The 26257-nt window shown below is 69.2% G+C and carries 21 protein-coding genes and 1 pseudogene; 10 read left to right on the forward strand and 12 right to left on the reverse strand.

Features of this window, described 5'->3' with window-relative positions:
• Positions 1-18: 18 nt before the first annotated feature.
• The gene (locus tag KUTG_RS47160; RefSeq protein WP_043726431.1) at positions 19-873 is read right to left on the reverse strand and encodes an ABC transporter permease; all 855 of its coding nucleotides are present in this window, start codon (positions 871-873) and stop codon (positions 19-21) included.
• The gene (locus KUTG_RS47165; RefSeq protein WP_232241318.1) at positions 873-1667 is read right to left on the reverse strand and encodes an ABC transporter ATP-binding protein; all 795 of its coding nucleotides are present in this window, start codon (positions 1665-1667) and stop codon (positions 873-875) included. The genes KUTG_RS47160 and KUTG_RS47165 overlap by 1 nt, the downstream gene beginning before the upstream one ends.
• Before the next feature lie 283 nt (positions 1668-1950).
• On the opposite strand from KUTG_RS47165, the gene KUTG_RS47170 reads away from it, so the two are divergent.
• Positions 1951-3543: an ATP-binding protein gene (locus tag KUTG_RS47170; protein ID WP_043733226.1), complete on the forward strand. Its 1593-nt coding sequence runs from the start codon at positions 1951-1953 to the stop codon at positions 3541-3543.
• A complete protein-coding gene (locus KUTG_RS47175) occupies positions 3540-4211 on the forward strand; it encodes a response regulator (protein ID WP_043726435.1) in 672 nt (223 codons plus the stop codon). Before KUTG_RS47170 ends, KUTG_RS47175 begins: the two co-directional genes overlap by 4 nt.
• Positions 4212-4284: 73 nt before the next feature.
• On the opposite strand, the gene KUTG_RS47180 is transcribed toward KUTG_RS47175, so the two are convergent.
• On the reverse strand, positions 4285-5163 hold the full coding sequence (locus tag KUTG_RS47180; protein ID WP_157495291.1) for a DMT family protein: 879 nt from the start codon (positions 5161-5163) through the stop codon (positions 4285-4287).
• Positions 5164-5450: 287 nt separating this feature from the next.
• Between KUTG_RS47180 and KUTG_RS47185 the strand changes: the two genes are divergently transcribed.
• The 4 genes from KUTG_RS47185 (at position 5451) to KUTG_RS54910 (ending at position 10025) form a co-directional block, all read left to right on the forward strand.
• Positions 5451-6260, forward strand: coding sequence for an SAM-dependent methyltransferase (locus KUTG_RS47185; protein WP_043726436.1), 810 nt, complete (start codon positions 5451-5453; stop codon positions 6258-6260).
• A 249-nt stretch (positions 6261-6509) separates the two neighbouring features.
• Complete coding sequence (locus tag KUTG_RS54905; protein WP_232241319.1) at positions 6510-8354, forward strand: helix-turn-helix domain-containing protein; 1845 nt, start codon at positions 6510-6512, stop codon at positions 8352-8354.
• Between the two features lie 294 nt (positions 8355-8648).
• The gene (locus KUTG_RS59865) at positions 8649-8789 is read left to right on the forward strand and encodes a hypothetical protein (protein ID WP_157495293.1); all 141 of its coding nucleotides are present in this window, start codon (positions 8649-8651) and stop codon (positions 8787-8789) included.
• 99 nt (positions 8790-8888) lie between these two features.
• Positions 8889-10025: a CHAP domain-containing protein gene (locus KUTG_RS54910; protein ID WP_052396273.1), complete on the forward strand. Its 1137-nt coding sequence runs from the start codon at positions 8889-8891 to the stop codon at positions 10023-10025.
• 186 nt (positions 10026-10211) lie between these two features.
• On the opposite strand, the gene KUTG_RS47200 is transcribed toward KUTG_RS54910, so the two are convergent.
• Positions 10212-11096: a helix-turn-helix transcriptional regulator gene (locus KUTG_RS47200; protein ID WP_043726438.1), complete on the reverse strand. Its 885-nt coding sequence runs from the start codon at positions 11094-11096 to the stop codon at positions 10212-10214.
• A gap of 170 nt (positions 11097-11266) precedes the next feature.
• Between KUTG_RS47200 and KUTG_RS47205 the strand changes: the two genes are divergently transcribed.
• Together KUTG_RS47205 and KUTG_RS47210 are read left to right on the forward strand one after the other, a co-directional pair.
• Positions 11267-12283: a zinc-dependent alcohol dehydrogenase family protein gene (locus KUTG_RS47205; RefSeq protein WP_043726439.1), complete on the forward strand. Its 1017-nt coding sequence runs from the start codon at positions 11267-11269 to the stop codon at positions 12281-12283.
• Positions 12284-12411: 128 nt separating this feature from the next.
• A complete protein-coding gene (locus KUTG_RS47210; protein ID WP_198047590.1) occupies positions 12412-12846 on the forward strand; it encodes a low affinity iron permease family protein in 435 nt (144 codons plus the stop codon).
• Between the two features lie 93 nt (positions 12847-12939).
• Here KUTG_RS47210 and KUTG_RS47215 read toward each other — a convergent pair whose 3' ends face one another.
• Together KUTG_RS47215 and KUTG_RS47220 are read right to left on the reverse strand one after the other, a co-directional pair.
• On the reverse strand, positions 12940-13821 hold the full coding sequence (locus KUTG_RS47215; protein ID WP_198047591.1) for an SMP-30/gluconolactonase/LRE family protein: 882 nt from the start codon (positions 13819-13821) through the stop codon (positions 12940-12942).
• Between the two features lie 147 nt (positions 13822-13968).
• Positions 13969-14562 carry a dihydrofolate reductase family protein gene (locus KUTG_RS47220; RefSeq protein WP_043726443.1) on the reverse strand — a complete coding sequence of 198 codons (594 nt, stop codon included), beginning with the start codon at positions 14560-14562 and terminating at the stop codon, positions 13969-13971.
• Between the two features lie 157 nt (positions 14563-14719).
• On the opposite strand from KUTG_RS47220, the gene KUTG_RS47225 reads away from it, so the two are divergent.
• Positions 14720-15712, forward strand: a complete 993-nt coding sequence (locus KUTG_RS47225; protein WP_232241320.1) for a sigma-70 family RNA polymerase sigma factor — start codon at positions 14720-14722, stop codon at positions 15710-15712.
• A gap of 45 nt (positions 15713-15757) precedes the next feature.
• On the opposite strand, the gene KUTG_RS47230 is transcribed toward KUTG_RS47225, so the two are convergent.
• The 4 genes and pseudogenes from KUTG_RS47230 to KUTG_RS47245 form a co-directional block, all read right to left on the reverse strand.
• Positions 15758-16546 (reverse strand): methyltransferase domain-containing protein, encoded by a 789-nt coding sequence (locus KUTG_RS47230; RefSeq protein WP_043726444.1) that lies wholly within the window; start codon positions 16544-16546, stop codon positions 15758-15760.
• Positions 16547-16581: 35 nt separating this feature from the next.
• The gene (locus tag KUTG_RS47235; RefSeq protein ID WP_052396274.1) at positions 16582-19110 is read right to left on the reverse strand and encodes an MGH1-like glycoside hydrolase domain-containing protein; all 2529 of its coding nucleotides are present in this window, start codon (positions 19108-19110) and stop codon (positions 16582-16584) included.
• 1 nt (position 19111) lies between these two features.
• Positions 19112-21223, reverse strand: coding sequence for a glutaminase family protein (locus KUTG_RS47240; RefSeq protein ID WP_052396275.1), 2112 nt, complete (start codon positions 21221-21223; stop codon positions 19112-19114).
• A gap of 153 nt (positions 21224-21376) precedes the next feature.
• Positions 21377-22230: pseudogene (locus KUTG_RS47245) on the reverse strand (LysR family transcriptional regulator).
• Positions 22231-22336: 106 nt separating this feature from the next.
• On the opposite strand from KUTG_RS47245, the gene KUTG_RS47250 reads away from it, so the two are divergent.
• Positions 22337-23335: a substrate-binding domain-containing protein gene (locus KUTG_RS47250; protein ID WP_043726446.1), complete on the forward strand. Its 999-nt coding sequence runs from the start codon at positions 22337-22339 to the stop codon at positions 23333-23335.
• A 136-nt stretch (positions 23336-23471) separates the two neighbouring features.
• Here the strand turns inward: KUTG_RS47250 and cysC are convergent, their stop codons facing one another.
• Positions 23472-25277 (reverse strand): adenylyl-sulfate kinase, encoded by a 1806-nt coding sequence (cysC, locus tag KUTG_RS47255; protein ID WP_043726447.1) that lies wholly within the window; start codon positions 25275-25277, stop codon positions 23472-23474.
• Positions 25277-26188: a sulfate adenylyltransferase subunit CysD gene (cysD, locus tag KUTG_RS47260; RefSeq protein ID WP_043733247.1), complete on the reverse strand. Its 912-nt coding sequence runs from the start codon at positions 26186-26188 to the stop codon at positions 25277-25279. The genes cysC and cysD overlap by 1 nt, the downstream gene beginning before the upstream one ends.
• Positions 26189-26257: the final 69 nt, after the last annotated feature.

The following is a 26257-nucleotide window of genomic DNA, read 5'->3' on the forward strand; positions in this document are numbered from 1 at the left end:
AGATGGCGCGGAAAGTGCTCACAGATCGGGACCGGCCAGCCTGGCCGGGCGCCAGCGCAGCAGGCGGTTCTCCAGTCGCGTGATGAGTAACTCCGCGACCAGGGCGACGGCGCCCATGATGACCATGGCCGCCCAGACGCCGTTGGCGTCGAACGTGCCCTGAGCGTTCTTGATCAACACGCCCAGGCCCGAATAGCCCCCCAGGAACTCGCCGACGATCGCGCCGATCAGCGCGAAGCCGAAACTGACGTGCAGGCTGGCGATGATCCAGGTGAACGCCGAGGGCAGCACCACCTGGCTGGTGACCTGCCAGCGGGACGCGCCGAGGATGCTGGCGTTGGCGACGAAGTTGCGGTCCACCTCGCGGGTGCCCTGAAAGGCGTTGAAGAACACGCCGAAGAACACCAGCACGATCACCAGCAGGATCTTCGACTCCAGGCCCAGCCCGAAGGCCAGCACGAACACCGATCCCAACACGATGCGGGGGATCGCGTTGAGCACCTTGATGAACGGCCCGAACACCTCGGACAGGAAACGAATCCGGCCCAGCGCGATCCCGCACACGATGCCCAGCGCGGTGCCGATCACGAACCCGATCAGCGCCTCTTCCAGGGTCGTCACGATCTGGTCGCCGAGCGAGCCGATCGCCGTTCCCTCGGAGACCCAGGTCCAGAGCCGGTCCACGATGCCCGACGGCACGCCGTAGAGGATCACGCTGCGAGAATCGCCCTGAACGATCAGTTGCCAGCCACCGACGATCACGACTAGCACGGCCACCTGGGTCAGGTGCACCAGAACCCGGTGCCGGCGGGCGGCACGGCGGTGGGTCGACTCGACCGATGCCACCTCGATCGGTGCCTCCTGCGCGGTCATCACGACGCCCTCCGGTCGGTGTCCAGCCGGGTGCTCTGCGAGTAGGCGATGTCGACCTCGGTGCGCAGCGCGTCCCAGATCTGGTGGTAGATGTCGAGGAACCGCTGGTCGAACCGGATCTCCTGGACGACCCGGGGCCTGGGCAGGTCCACCGGGAACCGGGCCTTGATCGTGGCGGCCGGGCCGGCGGTCAACACCACCACCGTGTCGGCCAGGGCGATGGCCTCCTCGAGATCGTGCGTGACGAACACGACGGCCGGGCGGGTCAGGTCCCACAGCGCCAGCAGCTCGTCGGACATCTTGGCCCTGGTCTGCACGTCCAGCGCGGAGAACGGCTCGTCCATGAGGATCACCCGCGGCTCGGTGATCAGGTTCTGGGCCAGCGCGACTCGCTTGCGCATGCCGCCGGAGAGCTGGTGCGGGTAGCGGTCCTCGAACCCGGCCAGTCCCACGCGCCTGATCCAGTCGCGGGCCGACTCCAGCGCGTCCTTCTTCGGCACGCCGCGAAACCGTGGTCCGGCGGAGACGTTGTCCAGCACGGACTTCCACGGCAGGATCGCGTCGGTCTGGAACACGAAACCGACGCCCGGCGTGATGCCGTCCACCGGCTTGCCGTGCACGGTCACCGAGCCGACGGATGGCCGCTCCAGCCCGGAGACGAGCGTCAGCATGGTCGACTTGCCGCATCCCGTCGGCCCGACCACCGCGCAGAACTCGCCTTCTGCCACGGTGAGGTCGAGCTCGCGCAGCGCGGTGTACGGGGTGCCGCTGTCGGTGGTGAACCGCTTGGCCACTCGTCGCAGCTCGATGGCGGGCTTTGATTTCTCTGCGCGCACGGTAGGATTCCCTCCGTCACAGCCGGCGTGTTGTTGCGTTCTTGTTGCCGCAGGACGGTAGGCAGGCCGAAACCGGCCCGACATATTGAGCTCGATACCCGTCGAGGAGTGCGTTTCCCGGCGTTTTGCTCGTTTCGTTCAGCGGTGATTGCGACAAAATGGACGTGCGCCTTGGCATCGGCGTTGCGGCGTGATGTCATGCGCCAACGCCCCCGACGAAACGTGGCAGATCGGAGTGGCCATGTGGCGTACCCGTCCGCTGGCGACCCAGATCCTGCTCTGTGTGCTGGCGATCCTGCTGGTGACGAGCACGGCCGGTGCTCTGCTCTACGCGAACCTGACCGGCCGGACGCTGGACGCCCAGTACACGCAGCGCGCGCTGGACATCGCCAACACCGTCGCGCACGTTCCCGAGGTCGCCGATGCCTTGGCGCAGAGGGATCCCGATCACCGCATCCAGGCACTGGCCGAACAGGTGCGCAAGAACACCAGCGCAAGCTATGTCGTGGTGGCCGACCGGAGGGGCGTGCGGTACTCGCATCCCACGCCGGCGCTGATCGGCCAGCGCCTGGAGGAACCCGTTGTCGCGCTGGACGGGAACGCCTACTTCGGCATCGACCCCGGCAGCCTCGGCAACTCCGCCAACGCCAAGGTGCCGCTGCGCGCGTCGGACGGCGGGATCATCGGCGAGGTGTCCGTCGGCATCCCGGAAGACCGGGTCAGCAGCCAGATCGCCGTGCAGATCCTCGACATCGCGCTGTACTCGCTGCTGGCGCTGGGCATCGGTGTGCTGGCGTCGTGGCTGCTCGCCGGCGCCCTGAAACGAGTGACCTTCGGGCTGGAGCTTTCCGAGATCGCCGCGCTGCTGCAGGAACGCGAGGCGATGCTGCACGGCATCAGGGAAGGCGTCGTGGGCATCGACGCCAAGGGGCACGTGAGCGTGATCAACGACGAGGCACGCCGGCTGCTGGGCATCCGCCGGGCCGGCACCGGCTGCCCGGTCTCGCGACTGGTGCCGGAGGGCCGGCTGCGGGACCTGCTCGTGGACGGCCCGCTGGGCAGCGACGAGGTGGTGCTGACGGACGATTTCCTGTTGGTGGTGAACAGAATGCCGATCCTGCTCGCGGGAAGGCCGGCCGGGCACGTCGTGACCTTGCGCGACCGCACCGAGTTGGAGGGCCTGATGCGGGAACTGCATGCGCTGACCGGTCTGACCAATGCCTTGCGCGCCCAGGAACATGAGTTCACCAACCGCCTGCACGTGCTGGCCGGCCTGCTGGGACTGGGCGAGACCGACGAGGCGGCGCGCTACCTCGCCGAGGTGGCCGGCGGTGCCACCGATCAGGCCAACGACATTCAGGTCCGGATCGCGCCCGCCGAGCTCGCGGCGTTGTTGGTGGCGAAGGTGACCACGGCCGCCGAGTCGGGCGTGCGGCTGGTCATCGACCCGGAGTCACGGCTGGATCGCGGGTACGCGGAGACCGGACCCTTGTTGACGGTGCTCGGCAACCTGATCGACAACGCAGTGGACGCGGTGGCCGGCGGCTCGCAGCCTCGTGAGGTCACGGTGCGGATCACGGACGTCGACGATGTGGCCCAGGTGGTCGTCAGCGACACGGGGCCGGGCATGTCCCAGGCGGAGATCGAGAAAATCTTCCTCGACGGCTACTCGACCAAGTCGACGCGCAACGGCATCCGGCGGGGGCTGGGACTGGCCCTGGTGCACCGGCTCGTGCTGCGCGCGGGCGGCTCCGTCGAGGTGGCAGCCGGGCCCGGCGCCCGGTTCGACATCAGGCTCCCGTTGCACGCACCCGAGCTGGAGGTGGCGAGATGATCAGGACGCTTGTCGTCGACGACGACTATCGGGTGGCCCGCATCCACGCCGCCAGCGTCGAACGGATCCCCGGATTCACGTGCGTCGGCGAGGCGCACACGGTGGCCGAGGCCCGGCAGGCGGTCGCCGATACCGCTCCGGACCTGCTGCTACTGGACTTCTACCTGCCCGATGGCGACGGGCTTTCTCTGCTGCGTGACCTGAGCTCCGGCGACGGCGCCGTGCCCGACTGTATCGTCGTCACCGCCGCCCGCGACCTGGCCACTGTGCGGTCCGCGATGCACATGGGCGTTGTCTACTACCTGGTCAAGCCGTTCGGGCTGCCGCAGCTGCGCCGCCAGCTCGACGCCTACCGGCTCTGGCGGTCGCAGACCAGCGGCGGCGGCGAGGCCGATCAGGCCACTGTGGACGCTCTCTACACGTTGCTGCGTGGGGCGACGCCGTCACCGACGGCCGACGGCATGATGCCGCCGACGATGCGCAAGATCCTCGATGCCGTGCGGTTGTCGGCCGAGCCTGTCGGTGCGTTCACCCTCGCGGACCGGTTGGGCGTGAGCCGGCCGACGGCGCAGCGCTACCTGAGCGAGCTCCATCGCCGCGGGGCCGTCCAGCTGCACCTGGAGTACGGCCGGGCCGGGCGTCCAGTACACCGCTACGCCGTCAAGTGAGTGAACCCGGTCGCAGCCGACTGCCATCCGCCGGGCCGTCCGCACCGCGGCTGCTCCCCGCCTGCCTGAGGCGTCACATCAACTGCAAGCTCTGTTCCTCGGTGGGCCGGCCGTCGATGGCCGCCAACTCGGGTAGACGCCCGGCCAGCACGAGCGCCCCGACCACCGCGACTATCGCGCAACCCGCCTGGGCGATCATGATGCCGACGCTGCTGTTGGTCGACTCGTGGTAGACGAACAAGCCGATTCCCGACGCCACCAAGGGATCCACGATGGTCAGCGTCGCAACGACCGCCGCGGCCGGTCCGTTGGCATGCGCCTGATTGATCAGCCAGGCGGCGCCGAGCAGAGCGATCGCGATCGTCGCGGCGAACACGAGTGTGATCAGGTCCAGACCGGACGAGCTGATGTGCTGGAGCATCGCGCGGATCACCGCGGACACCGTGCCGTAGAGCACTCCGGCCCCGGTTCCGAACAGCGCGCACCGTCGACGGCCCGTCGTGGCAAGGCCCGATGCCAGCAGAACCGCGACCGCGATCGCACCGATCAGCACCGCGCTGAGCACTGCGCTGGTGGGGATGGCGGCCTGGGTGCTGGTACTGGCCGCGAGCACGACGAAAAGCCCGACGGCCACGCTGGTGAGCGCGATCGCCAGGAACGGCATGCGGGGACTGCGCCGACCGGGCAGCGCGATCAGGATGAGGGCGAGGATGCCCACGGGCTGGATGACGACCAGCGGCGCCGTGGCGAGCGCAGCGATGTGCATCGCAGCCCCGACCGCCATCATGAGTAGGCCAAGCAGCCACCGCCGGTCGGCCAGGGTTCGCATCAGCGCGCGGCCGGTGAGCAGGCCGGAGCTCTGCCCCGCGCGGACCGCGCGGTGTTGCCAATACGCCGCAACGGCTTGACAACACGCAGCACCGCAGGCCAATCCGACCGACCACCAGATCATTCCGCGCTCCTGCCGGATTCGACGTCCTGCGCGCACCGTACGTCCTGCCGTGCCCGCAACACGCCGATCAACAGCACGCCGACAGCCAGTCAACAGCTTGGCGATAGCTGCCCTGGAGCGTCGTCATCCCATGGGGTTGCGGAAGTCGGCCCATGCCTCCCGCCTGCGACGACAGGACCGGTCAAGGATTCAGGGCGAGCTGCTAGAGCTTTCGCTCGGCAGGGTGGCGGTGGTGGCGGTCCTGCTCGCCATGCGATAAACAATGCGGACCGGATGGAGGCGCACGGATGTCGGACACGGTGGAGTGGACCCCGGCCGGGGTAGATCGAGACGTGCCCAGCGTGGCGCGGATCTACGACTACCTGCTCGGTGGCAGCCACAACTTCGCCCCTGACCGGGCGATGGCCACCAGGTTGCTCGCCGTTCAGCCCAACGTCGCCGACATCGCCCGCGGCAACCGTGCTTTCCTGCGCCGCGCGGTTCAGTTCATGGCGGAGGCGGGTGTGCGTCAGTTCCTCGACCTCGGCTCGGGCATTCCGACGGCCGGCAACGTGCATGAGATCGCTCAGAAGATCGTGCCGGGCTCGCGCGTGGTGTATGTGGACTACGAGGGCGTTGCCGTCGCCCACAGTCAACTCCTGCTCGCCGAGAACGCGGACGCCACCATCGTCCAGTGCGACGTCTCTCGGCCGAACGATGTGCTGAACGCCGAGGAGACTCGCAGGCTGATCGACTTCTCGCAGCCCGTCGGGTTGCTGGCCATCACGATCGGGCACTACCTGCCGCCCGACTGCGACCCGGCCGGAGTGTTCGCCCGCTACCGCGACGCCATCGCGCCGGGGAGCCACCTCGCGCTCACGCACCTGACAGACGACTTCACCAGCGTGCACGGCGACGAGATCATCGAGACGATGAAAAGCACGCAGAACCACGTGTTCCCACGAACTCGCGAGCAGGTGCTGGAGTTGTTCGGCGACTTCGAACTGGTCGAGCCCGGGTTGGTCACGACCTCGGGATGGCGGCCGGACCACGGGATCGCGCCCGCCGTCGACCCTGAGCGGGACGGACTGTACGCGGGGGTCGCGGTCAAACCGTGACACTGTGTCACATCATGCGACCTGCTGATATTCGTGGATCAGGCCGCCGAGGCGATCCCGTCGACGCACCTGTTCGAGGTGGTACCGGTCGGTGATCAGCGTCCGGTCCACACGCTCGCGGTGGACTCTACCCACCCAAGGCGAAGGCCGGACCGGCCCGATGTCCGGGGACTCGGCCACTGAGGGGAGTGCGCACCCGGGGGTTGCTGAGTACCGTCGACTACGGTGGGTGAACCTGGGGAGGAAGGCGTGGCGGCGGATCAGGCCGCGTTATGTGCTCTCGGCGCATGCCTGCGGCGGCTGCGGCTCCAGCGCGGTCTCTCCCTGCGCGGCATGGCCCGCCGGCTCGGCGCCACCGGACACAGCGCGCTGGTCGACTTCGAGCACGGACGCCGGTTGCCCCCTGCCGGCCTGCTCGCCTTGTACTGCAACGTTTATCCGGATGACGCCGCGGAGCTGACCCGGCTGTGGGACGCCGTGCACGAGGCGCGGGCCCAAGGCGTCGTGGTCGTCCCGCCGCCGTCCGAGCCGGTCGCGCAGCTGCCGGCGGATCTCGCGGACTTCGTCGACCGGGCGGCGGAGTTGTCCCGGGTGCTGGGGTGGATCCGGAAGGCGCCGGCGGTCGTCACCGTGTCCGGCGAACCCGGCGTCGGCAAGTCGAGCTTCGTGCTGCACCTCGCGCATCGCGTTCGGGCCGACTACCCGGACGGCCAGTTGTTCGTCGCACTGCACGGCGCCGGTCCCGCGCCACTGCCGCCGGCTCAGGTGCTGGCGAAACTCCTTGTCCCGCTGGGCGTTCCGGACAACCGGCTGCCCACGGACGTGGACGGCCGCGCGGCGTTGTTGCGCTCCGTGCTGGCCACGCGGCGGGTGCTGATCGTGCTGGACGACGCCGCCGACGAGGCTCAGGTGCGACCAGCGCTGCCGGGGCACGGCGAGGCGCTGGTGTTGATCACCTCGCGTGGCCCGTTGGCCGCGCTGGACGGCGTGCGGCACGTCCGCCTCGGCGTGTTCGCGCCGGATGCCGCGCTGGAGCTGTTCCGGCGGGTCGCCGGGGCGGATCGGGTCGCGGCCGAGCTGCACGAGAGCAGGCAGATCGTCGCCCACTGCGGGCATCTGCCGCTGGCCACCCGGCTCGCGGCAGCCGGCGTCGCGGCCTGGCCACATGGGCAGCTGCGGGATTGGGCCGACGAGTTGGCGGACCGGACGACCCGGCTGGACCGGCTGAGGGTCGGCGACCGCGCCGTGAGCACGGTGTTCGAGCTGAGCTATCAAGCGCTGTCCGAGCCGGCGCGGACACTGTTCCGGCGGGCGCCGCTGCTGCCAGGTCCGGACTTCAGTGCGCGGACCGCCGCTACGGCGCTACCCGACGGTGACGTGGACACGGCCCTCGCGGAGCTGACCCAGCGCGGCATGATGCAGGCGTCCGATCGCGCCCATCGGTACCGAATGCACGACCTGCTCAGGTTGTTCGCCGAGACGCGACTCAACCGAGAGGAGGCGGCGGGCGACCGGCATTCGGTCGAACGGGCCGTGCTCGGCGACCTGCTCGGCACCGCATTCGACGCGGGCGCGACGCTGGACCCGTCCGGCTACGCCGTGCCCCGGCCGGAATCCCGGTTCGCCGACCGCGCGCAGGCGGTTCGCTGGCTGGACGCCGACTATCGCTGCGTCACGGCCGGCGTGCGGCGGGCCTGTGAACTGGGCCTGACCGAGCTGGTGTTCCCGCTGCTGGTGGCTCTGCCGTGGTACTGGGACCTGCGGTGCCACTGGGACGAGTGGCAGGACGTGAACAAGTCCGTCCTGGAGGTGGCCGCGACTGTCGGCGACGACCTGCGGCAGGTGATCGCGCTGAACGGACTGTGCATCGCACTGCGTTCGGTCGGCGACGCCGAGGCGGCGATCGAACACGGCCGGGCCGCGGTCCGGCTGGCCCGTCGGATCGGGCGTGCCGACGAGGAAGCCGGCGCCCTCGATCGGCTGGGCTGCGCGCTCGGCGACATCGGCCAGCACGAGAGTGCGGCGTCGCTGTTCGCCGAGGCGATCCGCCTTTTCCATAAGAATGTCAAGCCATGCTCGCTTCGTGATATTTGACCGGGTCGGGTATCGGTAATCTCATACGCAGGGGAAATGCGCGACCCAGACCTAGATAAGGTCCCCCTACGCTAGCGAGCCAGGCGAACAAACAAGATAGCCGCGCGATGGGGTCAATACTTTGTACGCGTTTATCGTCATGAGTGTGTACAATAAGTGCGGACGTTCAGTATGGAGTCTTCTTACCAAACATAGAGAGTTAGGTGGGTTTAACCAACGTAAGTCCCTACAAATTATTGGGCGAATCCAGAAGACGAAGAACATTACAAATCAGGTGGATTCGGCCTCGGCCGGGTGTTCACCGCCGCCGGCCGGCGCGAGGACGCCAGGCGGGAACTCGCGGTCGCCGTCGAGGCGTTCGCGGACCTGGGGGACAACAGCTACCAGGCCGCCGCCCTGCGGGCGCTCGCCGTGCTGTCGGACGCCTCCGCCTGAGCCGGTCCGAAAGTGGTCCGGGGTCGGTCCGGACCGTGTCGACCACCCGGTAGGCCCTGCTTGTCTCGGATCGAACCCGTTCCGGCACAAGGAGGTTCGATGCGTATCCGGCTACCACTGCTTGCCGCGGTCGTCACGCTGGGCACCGCGATGATCGCGGCCACGCCGGCCGACGCGGCCGGCGCTGAACAGCACCACACGTACCTGCGGACGGTCAGCGGCTGGAACTACGTCTCCACGGAGGCAGGCTGGACCGACAGCCAGGGCCGACACGCCAAGAACGTGCTGCGCGCCCGCTCCACGATCCCCGGCCCGTACGAGGGCTATCAGATCCGGCACCTGTCCGGCATGCCCGCCGGCGCCGTCGCGCTCTGGTCGGACGTCGCGCAGGCCTACGTCACTGCCGAGTTCTCCTGGGCCGGCCGTGACCGGGGCACCCTGCACGCCCGGCCCGGCCAGACCACCGTCGGCCCGTGGGAGACGTTCTACCAGGTGCAGATCGGCACCAGCGGCAACTACCCCGTGTTCACGCTCAAAGCGAACGACTCCAGCGGCGGCAGCTACTACGTGTCCGCCGACCAGGGCAGCAACTATCCCGGCGACCTGCAGGGCGTGTTGCAGGCCGACCAGACCGTGGCCAGGGACGGCGAGCACTGGGCTGAGGGTCCCGGCCCGCAGAACCTGGTCACCGGCGACGACTATCCCTGGCGCTACGCCGCCTTCGACCCGGCGAAGAACCCGCCGAGCGACTTCGTCGACGCGCCGACCCGGGGCGGCTTCCAGTACGCCCGCGAGTGCGACTCGTTCGTCGCGTGGAAGATCTACGAGAACTCCGGCGGCCGGCAGTACACGCAGATCGGCGGGCCCGGCGGCACGCCGACCGACTACCGCACGTACTCGGTGGACATCAACGGCGGCAACCCGGGCATGGGTCCGGACGCCAAGGACTGGGCGAACAACGCGACGCGCTACAACTCCGGCTTCTGGGTGGACCAGACGCCGACGCCCGGCGCGGTGGCGCAGTGGAACGCCAACTCCGGCGGCATGGCCGGCTTCGGCCATGTGGCCTACGTCGACAAGGTCAACTCCGACGGATCGATCGTGGTCGAGAACTTCAACCTGACCGGGAACGGCGAGTACTCGGTGAACACGTTCAGCACGAAGAGCGCGACCGTGGTGGGGAACCTGACGTTCTCCTGGCCGTCGAACTTCGTGCACATCCATCAGTTCCACTGACCGATCGGCGGGATCTCGCGTCATCGAGGGGGCGGCGCGAGATCTGCTTCCCGGCCGTCCGACCCAGGTGACCGGTGTCCTTGGGGAGGACGGTCGGGGAGCACGTCGATGCCCGCGGCGACGGTGGCCGCGCGAGCGCTGATGTCGAGGTGAAGTGAAGTGGGGCCGGGAAATCGGTGCGGGTGGTCAGCTCGCGGAGTGGGCGTTCTCGGTGGCGGCCCAGGAGGCGAGCAGCCGCAGGCTCTCCTCGGAAGATGAGGCAGGCTCGGCAGTGTAGATGGTGAGGGTGAGCCCGGGTTCGGCGGCCATTTCCAAACCCTCGTAGGCAAGGGTCAGGTCGCCGACCACGGAGTGGTGGAATCGCTTCACGCCAGTTCCGTGATGGCGGACATTGTGCGCGCCCCACCGGATCCGGAAGGCGTCGCTGAGAGTGGACAGTTCACCGACGAGGTCGTGCAGGTCCTTGTCGTGAGGGGCGCGGCCGGCCTCGGTGCGCAGGATCGCGACGGTGATGTCGGCCGCCTGGTCCCAGTCGAGGTAGAAGCTGTGGGATGCCGGGTCGAGAAACTGGAACCGGGCGAGGTTCGGCGGCTGCTGACCGTCGCGCCCCGCACCGTGGTAGACGTCGTGGTAGAAGGCCCGAGCCAGCTGGTTGGCCGCGAGCAGGTCCATCCGTCCATTGCGGACGAACGCGGGCCCCTCGGTGACCGCGTCCAGCGTCCATTGCAGACTGCGATGCGGAGTCCACTGCCTGGCGGTGCGGCGCCGAGGCCGGGTGAGCGCCTCCGTGCCGTCGGCGGCCTGCGCCAGATGGAGCAGGTGGGCGCGCTCGGCGTCGTCGAGGTGCAGCGCCCGGGCGACGGACTCCAGCACACCGGGTGAAACGCCCGCGAGGTTGCCCCGTTCGAGCTTGGCGTAGTACTCGACGCTGACATCGGCCAGCGCGGCTACCTCGCTGCGACGCAGCCCCGGCACGCGACGACGGCTGCCACCGGGCAGCCCGGTCTGCTCCGGGGTGATCTTGGCTCGTCGCGAGACCAGGAACTCGCGGACTTCGGCGCGGTTGTCCACGTCCCGACCGTACGCCGCGCACCCGGCCCCGTGGGATGTACTGGCAGTACACCCTTTGTCAGTGACTCGCTGTCGTCTCGGACCGGCGGTTACCTGGATGACGTGGTGTTCCGTCCGGGCACGAACCGCCTGGCGACCCCACCAAAATCACCATCTGTGAGGAGTCACCCATGCGCGGCGCAGTCATCCACGCTCCCGGCGACGTCAGGCTGGAACAGCTCGACGACCCGAAGATCCTGCATCCGACCGACGCGATCATCCGCACGGTCGCCACCTGCGTGTGCGGCTCGGACCTGTGGCCCTACCGCGGCCTGGAGCCCGTCGCCGAGCCGCACCCGATGGGCCACGAGTACGTCGGCATCGTCGAGGAGACCGGCGACGAGGTCACCGCCGTCCGGCCCGGCCAGTTCGTGGTCGGCTCCTTCGCCACCTCGGACAACACCTGCTTGAACTGCCGCAACGGCTGGCAGTCCTCCTGCCTGCACCGTGAGTTCATGACCACCTGCCAGGCCGACTACGTCCGCATTCCCCACGCCCAGGGCACTCTCGTCGCCACCGGCGAACACCCGGCCGAGGAGTTCGTGCCCAGCCTGCTCGCGACCTCCGACGTGATGGGCACCGGCTGGTACGCCGCGCTCGCCGCCGAGGTCAAGCCCGGTTCGACGGCCGTGGTGGTCGGCGACGGCGCGGTGGGCCTGTGCGGCGTGATCGCCGCCAGGGAACTCGGCGCCGAGCGGATCATCGCGATGAGCCGCCACGACTCCCGCCAGCGGCTCGCCCGGGAGTTCGGCGCCACCGACATCGTCACGGAGCGCGGCGACGACGGCGTCGCGCAGATCATGGATCTCACCGGGGGAATCGGCGCCGACGCGGTGCTGGAGTGCGTCGGCACGCCCGAGGCCATGCGGCAGGCCCTGCGCAGCGCACGGCCCGGCGGCAACGTCGGCTTCGTCGGCGTCCCGCACGAGGTGTCGATCGACGGGCAGCACCTGTTCTTCTCCCACGTCGGCCTGCGCGGCGGTCCCGCCCCCGTGCGCCGCTACCTGCCCGACCTCGTCGAGCGGGTGCTGTCGGGCCGAATCAACCCGGGCCAGGTCTTCGACCTCACCTTGCCGCTGGAGCAGGTCGCCGAGGGCTACCGGGCCATGGACGAACGCCGTGCCGTCAAGGCCCTGCTGCGCGGCTGACCTTGTCGGTGGGGCTCGTCCAGGTCGACGGCCGTGCCGCGCGGCCACCACGCGTCCGGCAAGATCGTTTCGGTTCGCCTGATCGGGGGTATTCGCGGGGCCAGCCAGGACCGGACCGGGAGGCCCCGATGACCAGCACGAACCGCCAGGACAAACCCAGCCTGCACGACCCGGCCACCATGCCCACCGACATCACCGGGCGGCTCTCGGCCTTCGACAAGTTCGCCACCCACGCCGACCACTTCGCCTCCCGCGCCTGGTTCTTCGCGTTCTGCGTGGTGCTGGTCGTGGTCTGGGCGCCGTCGTTCTTCCTCTTCGGCAGCATCGACACCTGGCAGCTGATCATCAACACCGTCACCACGATCGTGACGTTCCTGCTCGTGGCGCTGTTGCAGAACACCCAGAAACGCGCCGACGACGCGGTGCAGCACAAGCTCAACGCGATCGCGGAGGGCCTGGCCACCCTCATGGGCCACGTCGCCGGCCAGGACAACGCCGACCTGCGCCGCGACTCCCACGAACTGCGCGCCGCGGTCGGTCTGGAAGACCGCGAAGGATCCTGAGCCGCTGCCGCTGCCGCTGCGCCGGCCGCCTGTGGGCACGGCCGGCGCATCCCGGCACCAGCGTGCCCGTGGCGGGCCACCGCTGGGAGCGTTCTACCGGCTGACGAGTTGCAGGGCCGGCTGGGTGCCGAAGTAGGCGGCGCTGGTCACGTACACCGCGTCGTGCGGGGCGAACGCCACGGCGGTCGGGTTCTGGATGTCGCCGTGGTCTTTGTCCGCGAGAATCGTGATCGGCCCGTCGCCGGCGAACCGGACCACCTGGTCGGCGAAGTTCAGCGCGGCGGTGACCACGCCGCATTCGTCGATGACGAAGTCGTCGATGCCCAGGCCGGACCGGACCACGACCGGAAGCCCGGCGGCGTGCTGGCCGATCGGGATGCGCAGCAGCACGCCACGGGAGCTGTTCGCGGCGTAGAGGACTCCGCTGCGCAGCTTGAGGCCGTTGACGCCGGGTATCTCCACGCCGTGGTACGTCGCGCCGGTGGGGGCGAGCATGGGCGAGGACAACCATGTTGTCGCGGTGTCCGTGCCGGGTGCGACTCGAAGGATCACGCCGCCGAACGAGTCGGCGACGTAGAGGGTGCCGTCGGTGGCGAAGACGACGCCGTTCGGAAACGCCTGTGTGGACAAGGCAATGCGCCGCGTGGGTGTGCCCGTGCCGGCGAAGGCGCTCAGCGGCACGATCCAGATCCCGGCGACGGCCGGATCGGCGGAGGACAACCCCACGGCGAGTCGGTCCGGTCGCAGCGGGTCTATCGCCACGCCGGTCGCCTGCCCGGCGGGCAGCGTCACGACCGCCCGGCTGCCGTCGCCGTGGACGGCCACGACGGCGTGCGCGTACAGCCAGGTGACGTAGACGGTGCCGTCGGGGCCGACGATCAGGTTCTCGGGGTTCTGTCCGCTGCCGGCGTCGAAGGACGCGACAACCCGTACCCCCGAGGACGCGGCGGCCGGACCCGCCGCAGCGACGAGCACGGCCAGGACGGTGGCGATCGTGGCGACCGCACGGTGTCTCCACGATGATCTGATGGTGATCGGGGACAAAGTCGTTCTCCTTCAGGTGGGGTGCGTTCGACCACCCGGTGGGGACGCGCCCGCCGACGCATCCCACCGGATGGTCGCTCACTCGGCCGGGCGCTCGGCGCCTCGGACGCGCTGGTAGGTGAGGTGGGTGAGGCTGTCGCCGACGGTGCGCACGTCGACCAGCCGCATCTGCTTGTGATTGCTGGTCCGGCCGAACAGGCGCTCGCCCACCCCCATCACCAGCGGAAACACCACCAGCCGCAGCTCATCGACAAGGTCGTGCTCGACCAGCGTGTGCATGAGCCGGGTACTGGCGTAGACGCGCATCTCACCGGGCACGGTGCGCTTGAGCGCCGCGACCGAGTCCACGACGTCACCGGCGAGCACCGTCGAGTTGGTCCAGTCGGGATCGGCGAGGGCGGTCGAGACGACGAACTTGGGCAGGCTGTTCAACCGGTCCGCCAACGCGCCGGTGCGCGATGGATACCGCGCGGCGAAATACTCGTAGCTGCGACGCCCCAGCAGCACGGCCTGCGCGCCCAGCGCGTCGTCCGTGATCATCTTGTACCACGCCTCGCGGTCGGCCGGACCGAGCCCGGCGCGCCAGTCGTCGCGGCTGACCCCCTCCTCGGCGGTCGGGTCCTGGGTGACTCCGTCGAGCGAGATGTTCTCGAAGGCGACGATCGTGCCCATGTCGGTGCTCCTCTGCTCCGCGGTCGGACTCCTCGACGAGATAGACACCGCGAGGTCGGCGAGACTGGGCGCTCGGCGGCCGCCCAGTTCCGTGGTCGACCGGTGTCCATATCCGAAGGAAGTGCCGTGTGCGGCGGGAGAGGGTGACACGAGCGTGGTGACCGACGATCTGACGTCAAGGGCGCGGGCCGGGGACGGCGAGGCGTTCGCGGCACTGATCCAGCCGTACCGTAAGGAGTTGCAGGTGCACTGCTACCGGATGCTCGGCTCGATGCAGGAAGCCGAGGACATCCTGCAGGACACGCTGCTGGCCGCCTGGCAGGGTCTCGGTGGCTTCGAGGAACGTGCCTCGATCCGCACCTGGCTGTACCGGATCGCCACCAACCGGTGTCTCAACGCGCGTCGCTCGACAAGTCGACGCCAGGCCAGGGAATGGAACGTGCCCGACGTCGAACCGCCCGAGCCGACCCGGCTCGGCGAGGTCGTCTGGCTGCAGCCGTGTCCCGACACCCTGCTCGACACACCGCTCGGGCCGGAGGCCCGCTACGAGCAGACCGAGTCGATCTCGCTGGCGTTCGTCACCGCGTTGCAGGCGCTGCCGCCGCGCCAGGTTGCCGTGCTCGTGCTGCGTGACGTGCTCGGATTCCCCGCGGCCGAGGTGGCCGCGATGCTGGACTCGACGGTCGACTCGGTCACCAGCGCCCTCAAACGGGCCCGGGTCACCCTGCCCCGCCGCCCGGCCGCCGACCACCAGCCGCCCACACCCGGCTCAGCCGCCGAGGGCGCGGTGGTGGCGAAGTTCGTCCGCGCGTGGGAGTCCGCCGATCTCGACGCCCTGGTGGAGCTGCTGACCGACGACGTGTTCATCTCGATGCCGCCGATACCGCTGGAGTACGAGGGCCGAGAGCCCGCCGCCCGCTTCTGCGCCAGCGTCTTCCGCGCCGGCCGCAGGTTCGACCTCGTGCCGACCCGAGCCAACGGCCAACCCGCGTTCGGCGCGTACCTGCGCGCCTCCAACGGCATCAGCCACGGCACCAGCCTTTACGTGCTCACGCTCGCCGGCGCCCGCATCAGCGCCATGACCGCATTCGACAGCAGCGTGCTTCCCCGGTTCGGCCTGCCCCGCTCACTCCCGAGCCGAGACACCTGACCCTGTCGACGAGCGTGCGCATCACGGACAACGGTCCTCGGGGAGTTACGTCGGCTTGCGGCCCCATGCGGTGATCATCGGTGCGAGCATGAGGTGGAGATCGCCGCCGGCGAGGTTCGCGAGGTGTGTCTCGATCTCCTCGGCGGTCGCCAGTCCAGCGGCCAACAGCTGGTCGCGGACGTGCTGGATCGTGGCCGCTTCGAGGGTGGCGCAGGCGGGTGATCCGATCGGGAAGTAGGCCTCCGCGCTGACGTCTTCCAGATCTGACTCACGCAGCAGCCTGGGCAGCGTGCGACCGTACGCGAGGTCTGCGCCGCGCTCGGCCATCAGCGCGCGGATTCGGGCGCGCAGTCGGTTCGCCAGTTCTTCGGCGGGGCCGCGTTCGTCCGGACAGGCAAGCGGCTGCATCGCGGGGTCCGCATCCTCGATCACCAGCCATCCGCCGGGCCTGAGCGCATCGATCATGACTCGCAGCGCGGCCGCGCGGTCCTTCAGATGGACCAGCACCAGTCGGGCGTGGACCAGGTCGAACGTCTCCGCCGGCGGCGGGTCGCCTGTCACGTCATGACGCCGTACTTCCAGCACACCGCCCGCTGCGGGCTCGGTCCACGAGACGTCGATGTCGGTGGCCAGCACCCGGCCGCCGGGCCCCACCCGCTGCGCCAGGCCGTACGGCACCGAGACGCCGCCGGCGCCGACCTCCCAACACCGCCATCCTTCGCCGAGACCCACGTCGTCGAGGTGGCGAAACGTCCAGGGGTCGAACAGCTCGGCGAGCGCTTCGAACCTTTCGCCCGCTTCCGGGCGGCGGTTGTCGAGCAGGTAACGGTTCACGGCAACAGCATACGAGCGGTCCCGCTCAGGCTCATTCAGCTCGTCGGCGGAAAATGGTGCAGTCCAGTGTGGTTGCTGGGTGCGCCGGCGATCTGACTGAAGCCTGGCCGGTCGGCCGGCTCCAGCCGCCAGAGATGATCGGTCGTGCCGTTGTCGTGGAACTGAACTGCGGGCGCGCTGTCCTGTGTGGACATGTTCGACACGCCCAGCAACAGGCCGCTGTTGAGGTTGCGGAGCTGGAACTGGCCGCCGCCGGTGTCGATCAGATTCCACAGGTGGTCGGTCGTGCCGTTGTCGTGGAACTGAACCGCGGGCGCACTGTCCCGTGTGGACATGTTTGACACACCCAGCAGCAGGCCGCTGTTGACGTTCTGGATCTTGTACTGGCCGCCGCCGGCCGGCGTCAGACGCCACAGGTGATCGGCGGTGCCGTTGTCGTGGAACTGGACCACCTGGGCGCCGTCCTGGGTGGACATCTGGTCGACGCCGAGCAGCAAACCGCTGTTGACGTTCTGAATGTGGAACACCGGCGGACTCCACACCTCGAACTCCTGCAGGCCCCAGCCGGTGCCGCCACCACGGTTGGGGGCGACGACCCGCAACCGGTCGGTGCTCAGCGCCGGGAAGGTGACCTCGTCGGACTGCCGGACCTGGCCGGGCACGGTGGCCCAGCCGTTGCCGGTGTCGTACTGAAGGTCGTACGACACCGGCGAACGCACGCCGCCACCGTCGTCGTAGAAGGTGAGGCGGACGTCGCTCACCGACACTGTGCGTTGGAAATCGACGCCGTAGTAGTCGCTGGCGTTGGGGGAGGCGTAGCTCGTCCAGCGGCTGTTCTCGGGGATGCCGGTGCGGTAGACGATGCCGTCGATCGCGTTCCAGGCGTTGTCGTACGGGGAGGTGTAGGACGCGAACGGCTGCGGACCGCTCGCGAAACGCTGGCCGTTGGCGGCGATGTCGACCAGACCGGAGGCAGGCTGGGTGATCGCCGGCCCGACGGGAACGGTCACCGCCCTCGGCGTCGGCGAGGACGCCACCTGGCGGCCGTCGACATACACGTGCATGCCCGCGCCCTGGTGATACCGAGAACCGGTGCGGTCCCACAGCACCGTGACGTCGTGGCCGTGGTACGGGGTGTTCTCCAGCGCGAAGTAGTCCCAACCGGACGGGGCCAGGGGCTTGATCGTCAGGGTGTTCCCGGCCTGGCCGCGCAGACCGATCAGACCGGAGATGACGTTGTCGTTGAAGGTGGAGTGGTTGTAGTCCTCGCTGTGGTCGTACGAGTCGTAGATCCACGTGGGCTGGTCCGGGTCGTGCGCCTCGGCCACGTACGGCTGTCCGTTGCGGTACTGGGTGGCCGCGTAGGTGTGCAACATCGACACGTAGTCGCCGGCGGTGATGATCGACTGTGCGGGGTAGTCGTCCAGCAGGTTGGCCACTCCGGTCAGCGTCTGCGAGGTCTCGTACGGCCAGGACGGACCGTCCCAACGGCAGCATTGGGCCGCCTCGTGCATGAACCACCGACTGCGCCGCTCGGTGGTCGTCGGCCCGTACGCGGCGGCGAAGCCGTTGGGGTCCTTCAACTGCGCGAACGCCGAGGAGTCGGATGCTGCCGGCATGTCGAACATCCACGGCACGAAGCCCATCTCCTCGCGCGTGTCCAGCAGCGCGTGGGAGGGGTTGTCGTCCCGTGGCATGTCATAGAAGAACTGGCGGCCCGGATCCCACAGGTGGGTCTGCGTCGCCGCCCGCAGGGCCGAGGCGCGGCGAGTGAAGTCGGCGGCTGTCGCGGTGTCGCCGGCCAGCCCGGCGATCTGGGCGATGGCCATGGCGTCGCCGTACTGATAGGCGTTGATGGTCGGCCGGAAGCCGGCGCCGCCGTGGTACGGATCGCTGGACTCGTACGAGGACGGCGAGTACTCGGTGGCATCCCAGACCGGCACCTGCCAGTACAGGCCGAGGCCGCTGTCGAAGTGATCGGCCCACCCGTCGTACTGCCGGATCAACGCCTGCCGCTCGGCGGTGGTGAAGCCGGCGTCACCGGCCGCGAGGTACTGCTGCCACACCGCGCTCGCCGCCCAGAAACTGTACTCGTGCGCCCAGTCGCCGGTGTCGGGGTTGACGCCGTCGGTGCGGGGCTTGGCGAACTGGCCCGGGCCGTTGAGCCAGTAGTCGATGTCGTCCTTGGTGTACTGCTGGTTCCGCAGCCAGCGGCCCTCGGTGATCTGGTGCCCGGCCGCCGCCACGACGCCCCCGTAGGGGGCGCCGTAACCGACCGGCTGGAGGAACTCGTTGGCCAGCCATCCGTATTCCGGTCCGGTGTAGACCAGATGCTCCTTGTAGGTCTGCCAACGGTAGTAGTAGACGTCCTGGATCTGCTTGTCCGGCACCTCCAGGCACGGGATGTTGGCTTCGTACCAACCGGGATCCTCAACCGAACCGAGTAGTGCGGTGTGGTCGAGGAAAGTGGTCGCCGCGGCCGAACCGCCGACGGCGGGGGCGGCCGGCGCGGCGACGGCGAGCAGCGCCACGGCCGCGGCCGTGGCCCACCCTGCCCGCCTCATGTCAGTGCTTTCCGGCACGCAGGGCGAGCAGCGCGAACATGCCGCCGACCACCGGGCGCGCCTGGAAACCGGACTGACGGCCGGAGATCGTGTCGTAGAGATCGGTGAACGGCACTCGGCTGGAGCTGGTCGTCACGAAGTCGTACACGTCGTTGACGAACGCGTCACGAACCGCGGGGTGGTCGTGCTGCCAGGCCGCGGTCCACAGTGCCCAGTCGGCCTTGGTGTAGGAGTGCCGAAGGTCCAGCGGCGTGCCGAACTGGTTGCGGTGCTGGAGATACCACACCCCTTCCTCCGACCTCACCGCGGCCGGGATCAGGTCGAGGCCGAGCAGCGTGTCGGCGAAACCGTTGTACTTCAGGCTCCAGGTGCCCGGCCGGTCGTAGGCGAGTTTGAGCTGCCCGGTGGCGTCGGTCGCCTTGGCCCGCCACTGGGCGATGTAGTCCTTGGCCACGTTCAGGTAGTGCGCGGCGTCGGCGGTGTTGCCGGCCGCCGTGGCGATCTGCGACATCGCGCCGATGGCGACGATGCCCTTCAACGCCAGGTTGACGCTGTGCGCGATGAAGCCGGTGAAGTCGTCGGTCTGGTTCTGGTAGCCGGGATCCAGGGCGTTGTCGACGAGGTAGTCGGCCCACTGCTTGAGGATCGCGTAGTGGCCGGTCTCGCGGGCGGCCGCGAACATGATCAGCATGTTCGCGGACTCCTCGACCGGCATGTCCTCCTCGTTGCCGTCGTTGTGGCCGCCGGCGTTGGGGTAGCTGGAGCCCAGGTCGTGCTCGGCGAAGTTCTTGGGCCAGCCGCCGGTCTCGGCGTAGTCCAGCACCGGTTCCAGCAGCAGGCTCAGGTACTGCGGGTCGAGGTAGGCGAACACGGGCATCGCCGGGTACAGCACGTCGATGGTGGAGACGTTGCCGTCGCTGGAGATCTCCTTGAGAAACGCCCATGGCCGGCCGTCGCGGACCACCAGCTCGGTGCCTGCGTAGGCCTGACGCAACGCCAGCGCGCACAGCGCCGCGTACTTGGCGCCGCCGGCCTGACGGGCCTCGGAGGCGACCTTGTCGTCGAGGTGGTCCGAGCGGCTGAAGGCCTGCTTGTCCGCGTGGAACTCCGCGACCATGCGGTGCCAGTCCGGCCAGTACATCGTCCACAATGGATTCAGCGGCGTGCCCAGGTAGCTCACCGCCGGCGTGCGGATGTGCCCGACGGAGACGACGAACGGGTCGGTCGGACCGCGGACGGCTCCCAGGTCGAGGGTGAACCCGGCCACCGGCCACCGATCACTGATCCGGCGTGGCTGGGCGGCATCCACGGTGTCGTCGAGCCGGGCCTTCTGCCGCACGGCGACGTCCTCGCCGATCTGCCAGGTCAGGCCGGGCCGTTCCGCGGTGCTCCAGGTGACCGTGCCCCAGGACGCCATGTCGTCGTGCTCCGCCAGCACACCCGGGTTCGCCGGGGTGAACGACAGCGAACGGACCCCGTCGGCCGACATCGAATCCCACCCCACGGAGGCGTTGGAGTCGCCGTTGGTCCATTCGGCGCTGATGTCGACGTACAGGGAGACCTGGTGCGCCTTGCCGTCGACGCTGCGGGCCTGCATCGAGACGTAGGACAGCGGCATGGACTGCCGACGCAGGTCGCCGGGCTCGATGGGGGACAGGAACGTGACCGTGAGCTCGATGCCGCCGCCGTTCAGTGTGAACCGGGACTTCGTGGGCGTGACGGTCACGTCGGTCTGGATCATGCCGCGCGGCGCGGCGTCGGGCAGCGCCGGCGCACCGACGAAGACGTGGGCCACGCCGTCGATCCGGGCGATGCCGGCCATCGCGGTCGTGCGGCCGGTCCAGAAACCGGCCCATTCGCCGGCCAGGTAGTCACCGGCCAGCCAGGTGCTCAGGTACGGCGAGCGGACCGCGAGCGGCGTCGCCGGCGGTCGCACCGGGTGGAAGCCAGACGGCGCGGGGGAGTTCGGGGCCGACTCCTCGGCGGCCGATGCGTTCGTTGCCAGCAGGGAAGACGCGGCGAGCGTCAGACCGGCGGCGCCGGAGAACCGAAACAGGTCACGGCGTCCGAGCGACGCCTCCGCTGCTTCGAGGTGGTGACGGTCAGAGGGCACGGTCGTCTCCCAGTGGTCACAGGGATAGGGACACTGCGTGGCTCCTCGGTCTTACATCGTTGGCACAACGTTGTAAATCGGTCTGTCCGGTTCAGGACAGTGAACAGGTGCGGTCGGCCGCTGATGCTCCGTCGGATCGCCGGCGTGCACGGGTCAAATCCGATAGCTGGTTTCGGCTGCCTGGACAAAGCCCCGGACCAACGGGTTCCGGCTGGTCCGCGGCCAGGCCACGACGATCTCGCTCGGCGGCCGGTCGGCCAGCGCGACGACGACCAGCCCGGCCGGCAGCGGTTGGTCGACGGGGGCCAGCGCTGAGATCCCGTTCCATACGACTGCCTGCAGGCATTCCTGGATGGTGCGCATGACCGGCGCGGCGGCGTCGTGCGGTCCGCCGGTCCAGTAGCGGTCCACGCCGGGTCGGCGTCGTCCGGCAGCCGGACCCACCGGCGGCCGACCAGGTCGGCCGCCGAGACCGTGACGTGGTCGGCGAGCGGATCGCTGTCCCGCACCACTACCCCGACCGGCACCGAGCGCAGCACGTGTGTCCTGATCCCGGTGCTGTCGAAGGGGGTTCGGGTCAGCGCCACGTCGACGATCCCGGCGCGCAGTCCGGCCGTCGGGTCGCCGAGATCGGCTTCGTGGATGCTGACGTTCACGTGCGGATGGCGGTCACGGAAAAGGGGGACCAACCGTCCGCCGGCGTGCTCGGCCGTGTCCGCGAGCGTCCCGATCGTCAGGTTCGCTGTTCCCGACGCGGCGGTGACCAGTCCGGGAATCCGGTCGGCCTGCCGCAGCAACGCGACGGCTTCGCCGTGCAGCACCGTGCCGGCAGCGGTGAGGGTGACGCCCTTCGGGGTGCGTTCGAACAGCGGGACGCCGAGTTCGTCCTCGAGTTGCCGGATCGCCCGGCTCAGCGGCGGCTGGGTCATGTGCAGGCGGCTCGCCGCCCGGCCGACGTGACGCTCCTCGGCCACGGCGACGAAGTACCGCAGCACGCGCACATCCACCCGAACACGATACCCGTGCGGTATCGGGTTGTCGGAAATGGTCTTGGACGTGCGGGCGGCCACGGGCGAAGGATCGGAAGCAGAAGGCGGAGAGGAGTGAGAGCCCATGACCGACCGCACGCTCAAGATCGGGTGCTTCCAGTACGACACGACACGGCCGTTGTTCGACGGGACCGTGCCCGCCGACGGCCTCGACCGCGTGCTGGAAACCGCCGCCACGCTGCCGGAGATCTTCGAACGGCTGATCCGCGGGAACGAGTTCGACGTCGCCGAGCTGGGCCTGACGTTCTACCTCCGGCTGCTGGAGTCGGACCGATCGCTCGTGGCACTGCCGATCTTCCCGAACCGGGTGTTCCGGCACTCGTGCGTCTTCGTCAACACCCGTTCGGGGATCACCGGACCAGACGATCTCGTGGGCCGGACCATCGGCGAGTTCGGCACCTACGGCCAGGACTCGGGCGTGTGGGCCAAGGGCGTCCTGATGGACGACCACGGGTTCCGGCCCGAACTGAACCGCTGGCTGATCGGCGGCCTCGATCATCCGTCCGCGCCGTTCGACTTCATTGCCCACCCGCGCCCGGACGACGTCGACGTGTCCGACGCGCCCGAGGGAAGAGCGCTGAGCGACATGCTGGATGTCGGCGAGATCGACGCCTTGTTCTCCGCCAACGTTCCGCAGTGCGTGCTCGACGGATCCCCGAACGTCGCCCGGCTGTTCCCGGACTTCGAACCGCTGGAACGCGACTACCACCGGCGCACCGGCATCTTTCCGATCATGCACACGATCGTCGCTCGGCGAGACCTCCTGCGGGAGCGCCCTGGTCTCGCCCGCGACATCTACCGCGTCTTCGCCGCGGCCAAGGACGCGGCCGCCGACCGCTATCGCCGCAACCGCAGGCTGTACCAGGTCCAGACCATGGTCCCGTGGATGAACGCGCTGATCGAGCGCAACAACGAGGAGTTCGCCGAGGACTGGTGGCCCTACGGCATCTCGGCCAACCGTGTCACGCTCGAAGCGTACCTGCGCTACCACTACGAGCAGGGCCTGTCCTCGCGGCCGTGGAAGGTCGAGGAGATCTTCGCGCCGGAATTGCTGGACACGTGACCTCCGACCATGGCCGCGAAGGACGGCGACTGCGCCCAGGATCGGCGGGGCGTCAGCCTCGCCTCCCGGCCGTCGTGCACCGCAAGTACCGAACGCGCCTCATGACGCAGGTACCGGCGCGGCAGGTCGACGACCGTCACGGGTGGTCGAGCAGGGCAAGCACCCTGGCCGCCATCGCGGCCGGGTCGCCGTCCTGGGGACGGAGCACGAGGGCGGGCTCGACGGGAACCTCGTAGGGATCGTCGACCCCGGTGAAGCCGGTGATCTCGCCGGCCCTGGCCCGCGCGTACATGCCCTTGGGGTCGCGGGCCTCGCAGACGTCGACGGGCGTGTCCACGAACACCTCGACGAAGGCGAGCCCGGCGGCCACGTGCCGGGCTCGCACCAGGTCGCGGTCGGCGCGGTACGGGCTGATCAAGGACACCACCGCGACCAGCCCGGCGTCGGCGAACAGCTGGGCCACCTCGCCGACGCGCCGCACGTTCTCGGCCCGGTCCGCGGCGCTGAACCCCAGCCCGGCGTTGAGGCCGTGCCGAAGGTTGTCGCCGTCGAGCCGGTAGGCCGGACGGCCGGCGAGCACCAAGCGGCGTTCCAGCTCGGCGGCGATGGTGGACTTGCCGGAGGCCGAGAGTCCGGTGAGCCACACCGTCAAACCCCGCGTCGCACGGTCGGATCGGCCGACCGCGGTGGGGTGCCAGACCACGGACGCGCTGGGCTCGGTGATCATGCCGGCGGCGACCGTGTTGTTGGTGGCGTCGTCGACCAGGATGAAGCTGCCGGTCGACCGGTTGCGGCGATAGGAGTCGAACAGCAGCGGTGTCTGCGTGCGGAGCCGAACCCGGCCGATCTCGTTGAGCGACAACGAATCCGCGGCCTCGTCGCGGTGCAGGGTGTTGACGTCGATGCGGTAGGGCAGTTCCTGTACCTGGGCCCGGACCGAGCGCGTGGTGTGCCGCATCGTGTAGCGGGCGCCCGGCGTCAGCGTGGACCGTTCGGTGAGCCAGCAGACCATGGCGTCGATGTCCTGGCCGACGTGTGGCCGGTTGTGTGGACGGCAGATCAGGTCGCCGCGCGCCACGTCCAGCTCGTCGTCCAGTCGCACGGTGACTGCCTGCGGCGGGAACGTCTCGTTGACCGGTTCGCCGCCCGGCCCCCAGACTTCCCTTATCCGCGAGGGAAAACCGGCCGGCAGCACCACGACCTCGTCGCCCGGCTTGAGCACGCCACCGGCCACGGTGCCGGCGTAACCCCGGAAGCCCTGCGCGCGGATCACATACTGGACCGGGAGCCGCGCGTCGATGAGGTTGCGGTCCGAGGCGACGTGCACCTCCTCCAGGTGGTGCAGCAGCGAGGTTCCCTCATACCAGGGCATGTTCGCGCTGCGCTGCACGACGTTGTCGCCGTGCAGCGCGGAAACGGGCACGAACGCGAGGTCGGCCACGGTCAGCTTCATGGCGAACCGGCGGAATTCCTCGCGGATCTCCGCGAACCGCTCGGCCGACCAGTCGACGAGATCCATCTTGTTCACGCACAGCACCAGATGCGAGACGCCGAGCAGGCTGGCGATGAACGCGTGCCGCCGGGACTGCTCGACGATGCCCTTGCGCGCGTCGACCAGGATCAGCGCCAGGTCCGCGGTGGACGCGCCGGTGACCATGTTCCGGGTGTACTGCACGTGTCCGGGCGTGTCGGCGATGATGATCTTACGCTTGGGCGTGACGAGATAGCGGTAGGCGACGTCGATGGTGATGCCCTGCTCGCGTTCGGCCCGCAGCCCGTCGGTGAGCAGGGCCAGGTTCGGTTCGTCCTCGCCGCGCGCGCGACTGGTGCGCTCCACCGCGGCGAGCTGATCGGCGAAGATCGCTTTCGAGTCGTGCAGCAGCCGGCCGATCAGGGTGGACTTCCCGTCGTCGACACTGCCCGCGGTGGCCAGCCGTAACATCAGAAGTAGCCCTCCTTCTTGCGATCCTCCATGCCCGCCTCGGATATCCGGTCGTCGGCGCGGGTCGCGCCGCGCTCGGTGGTCCGGCTGGCCGCCACCTCGGCGATCACGGCTTCCGCCGTGGTGGCGGTGGATTCCACGCAGCCGGTGCAGGTGGCGTCGCCGACGGTGCGGAAGCGCACCGACGCCTCGAACGGCTCATCGCCGTCGAGCAGCGTGATGAACCTGGTGTGGGCCAACAGCATCCCGTCCCGGTGCACGACCGGGCGCCGATGCGCGTAGTAGAGCGACGGCAGGTCGATGCGCTCGGCGGCGATGTAGCGCCAGATGTCCAGCTCGGTCCAGTTGGACAGCGGGAAGACGCGGATGTGCTCGCCTTTCCGGTGCGCGCCGTTGTAGAGGTTCCACAGCTCGGGCCGCTGGTTGCGGGGATCCCACTGGCCGTACTCGTCACGGAAGCTGAACACCCGCTCCTTGGCCCGCGCCTTCTCCTCGTCGCGGCGCGCGCCGCCGAACGCCGCGTCGAAGCCGTTCTCGGCGATGCCGCGCAGCAATGTGATGGTCTGCAACCGGTTCCGGCTGGCTCGCGGCCCGGTCTCCTCGACGGCCCGGCCCGCATCGATGTCGTCCTGGACGGCGGCGACCACGAGCCGCACACCGAAGCGGGCGACCGCGCGGTCCCGGAACGCCAGCACTTCGTCGAAGTTGTGGCCGGTGTCCACGTGCAGCACCGGGAACGGCACCGGCGCCGGCCAGAACGCCTTGGCCGCCAGGTGCAGCAGCACCACCGAGTCCTTGCCGCCGGAGAACAGCAGCACCGGCCGCTCGAAGGTGGCCGCCACCTCGCGCAGGACGTGCACCGACTCGGCTTCCAGGGCTCGCGGCGGGGACAGCTCGTACGCAGTGGTCATGGCGGAACCACCCTTCACGTCGGAAGGAAATTAGAACAGGTTCTTGTTCTTGGTCAACCGAGGGCGCAA

Source organism: Kutzneria sp. 744 (assembly GCF_000568255.1).
Classification (GTDB): domain Bacteria; phylum Actinomycetota; class Actinomycetes; order Mycobacteriales; family Pseudonocardiaceae; genus Kutzneria.

Coding starts and splice junctions, on each gene's coding strand:
- KUTG_RS47175 (WP_043726435.1), top strand. CDS start 3,540: ATGATCAGGACGCTTGTCGTCGACGACGACTATCGGGTGGCCCGCATC.
- KUTG_RS47160 (WP_043726431.1), bottom strand. CDS start 873: ATGACCGCGCAGGAGGCACCGATCGAGGTGGCATCGGTCGAGTCGACC.
- KUTG_RS47180 (WP_157495291.1), bottom strand. CDS start 5,163: ATGATCTGGTGGTCGGTCGGATTGGCCTGCGGTGCTGCGTGTTGTCAA.
- KUTG_RS47250 (WP_043726446.1), top strand. CDS start 22,337: ATGACCGACCGCACGCTCAAGATCGGGTGCTTCCAGTACGACACGACA.
- KUTG_RS47205 (WP_043726439.1), top strand. CDS start 11,267: ATGCGCGGCGCAGTCATCCACGCTCCCGGCGACGTCAGGCTGGAACAG.
- KUTG_RS47235 (WP_052396274.1), bottom strand. CDS start 19,110: ATGAGGCGGGCAGGGTGGGCCACGGCCGCGGCCGTGGCGCTGCTCGCC.
- KUTG_RS54910 (WP_052396273.1), top strand. CDS start 8,889: ATGCGTATCCGGCTACCACTGCTTGCCGCGGTCGTCACGCTGGGCACC.
- KUTG_RS47170 (WP_043733226.1), top strand. CDS start 1,951: ATGTGGCGTACCCGTCCGCTGGCGACCCAGATCCTGCTCTGTGTGCTG.
- KUTG_RS47210 (WP_198047590.1), top strand. CDS start 12,412: ATGACCAGCACGAACCGCCAGGACAAACCCAGCCTGCACGACCCGGCC.
- KUTG_RS47220 (WP_043726443.1), bottom strand. CDS start 14,562: ATGGGCACGATCGTCGCCTTCGAGAACATCTCGCTCGACGGAGTCACC.
- cysC (WP_043726447.1), bottom strand. CDS start 25,277: ATGTTACGGCTGGCCACCGCGGGCAGTGTCGACGACGGGAAGTCCACC.
- cysD (WP_043733247.1), bottom strand. CDS start 26,188: ATGACCACTGCGTACGAGCTGTCCCCGCCGCGAGCCCTGGAAGCCGAG.
- KUTG_RS47185 (WP_043726436.1), top strand. CDS start 5,451: ATGTCGGACACGGTGGAGTGGACCCCGGCCGGGGTAGATCGAGACGTG.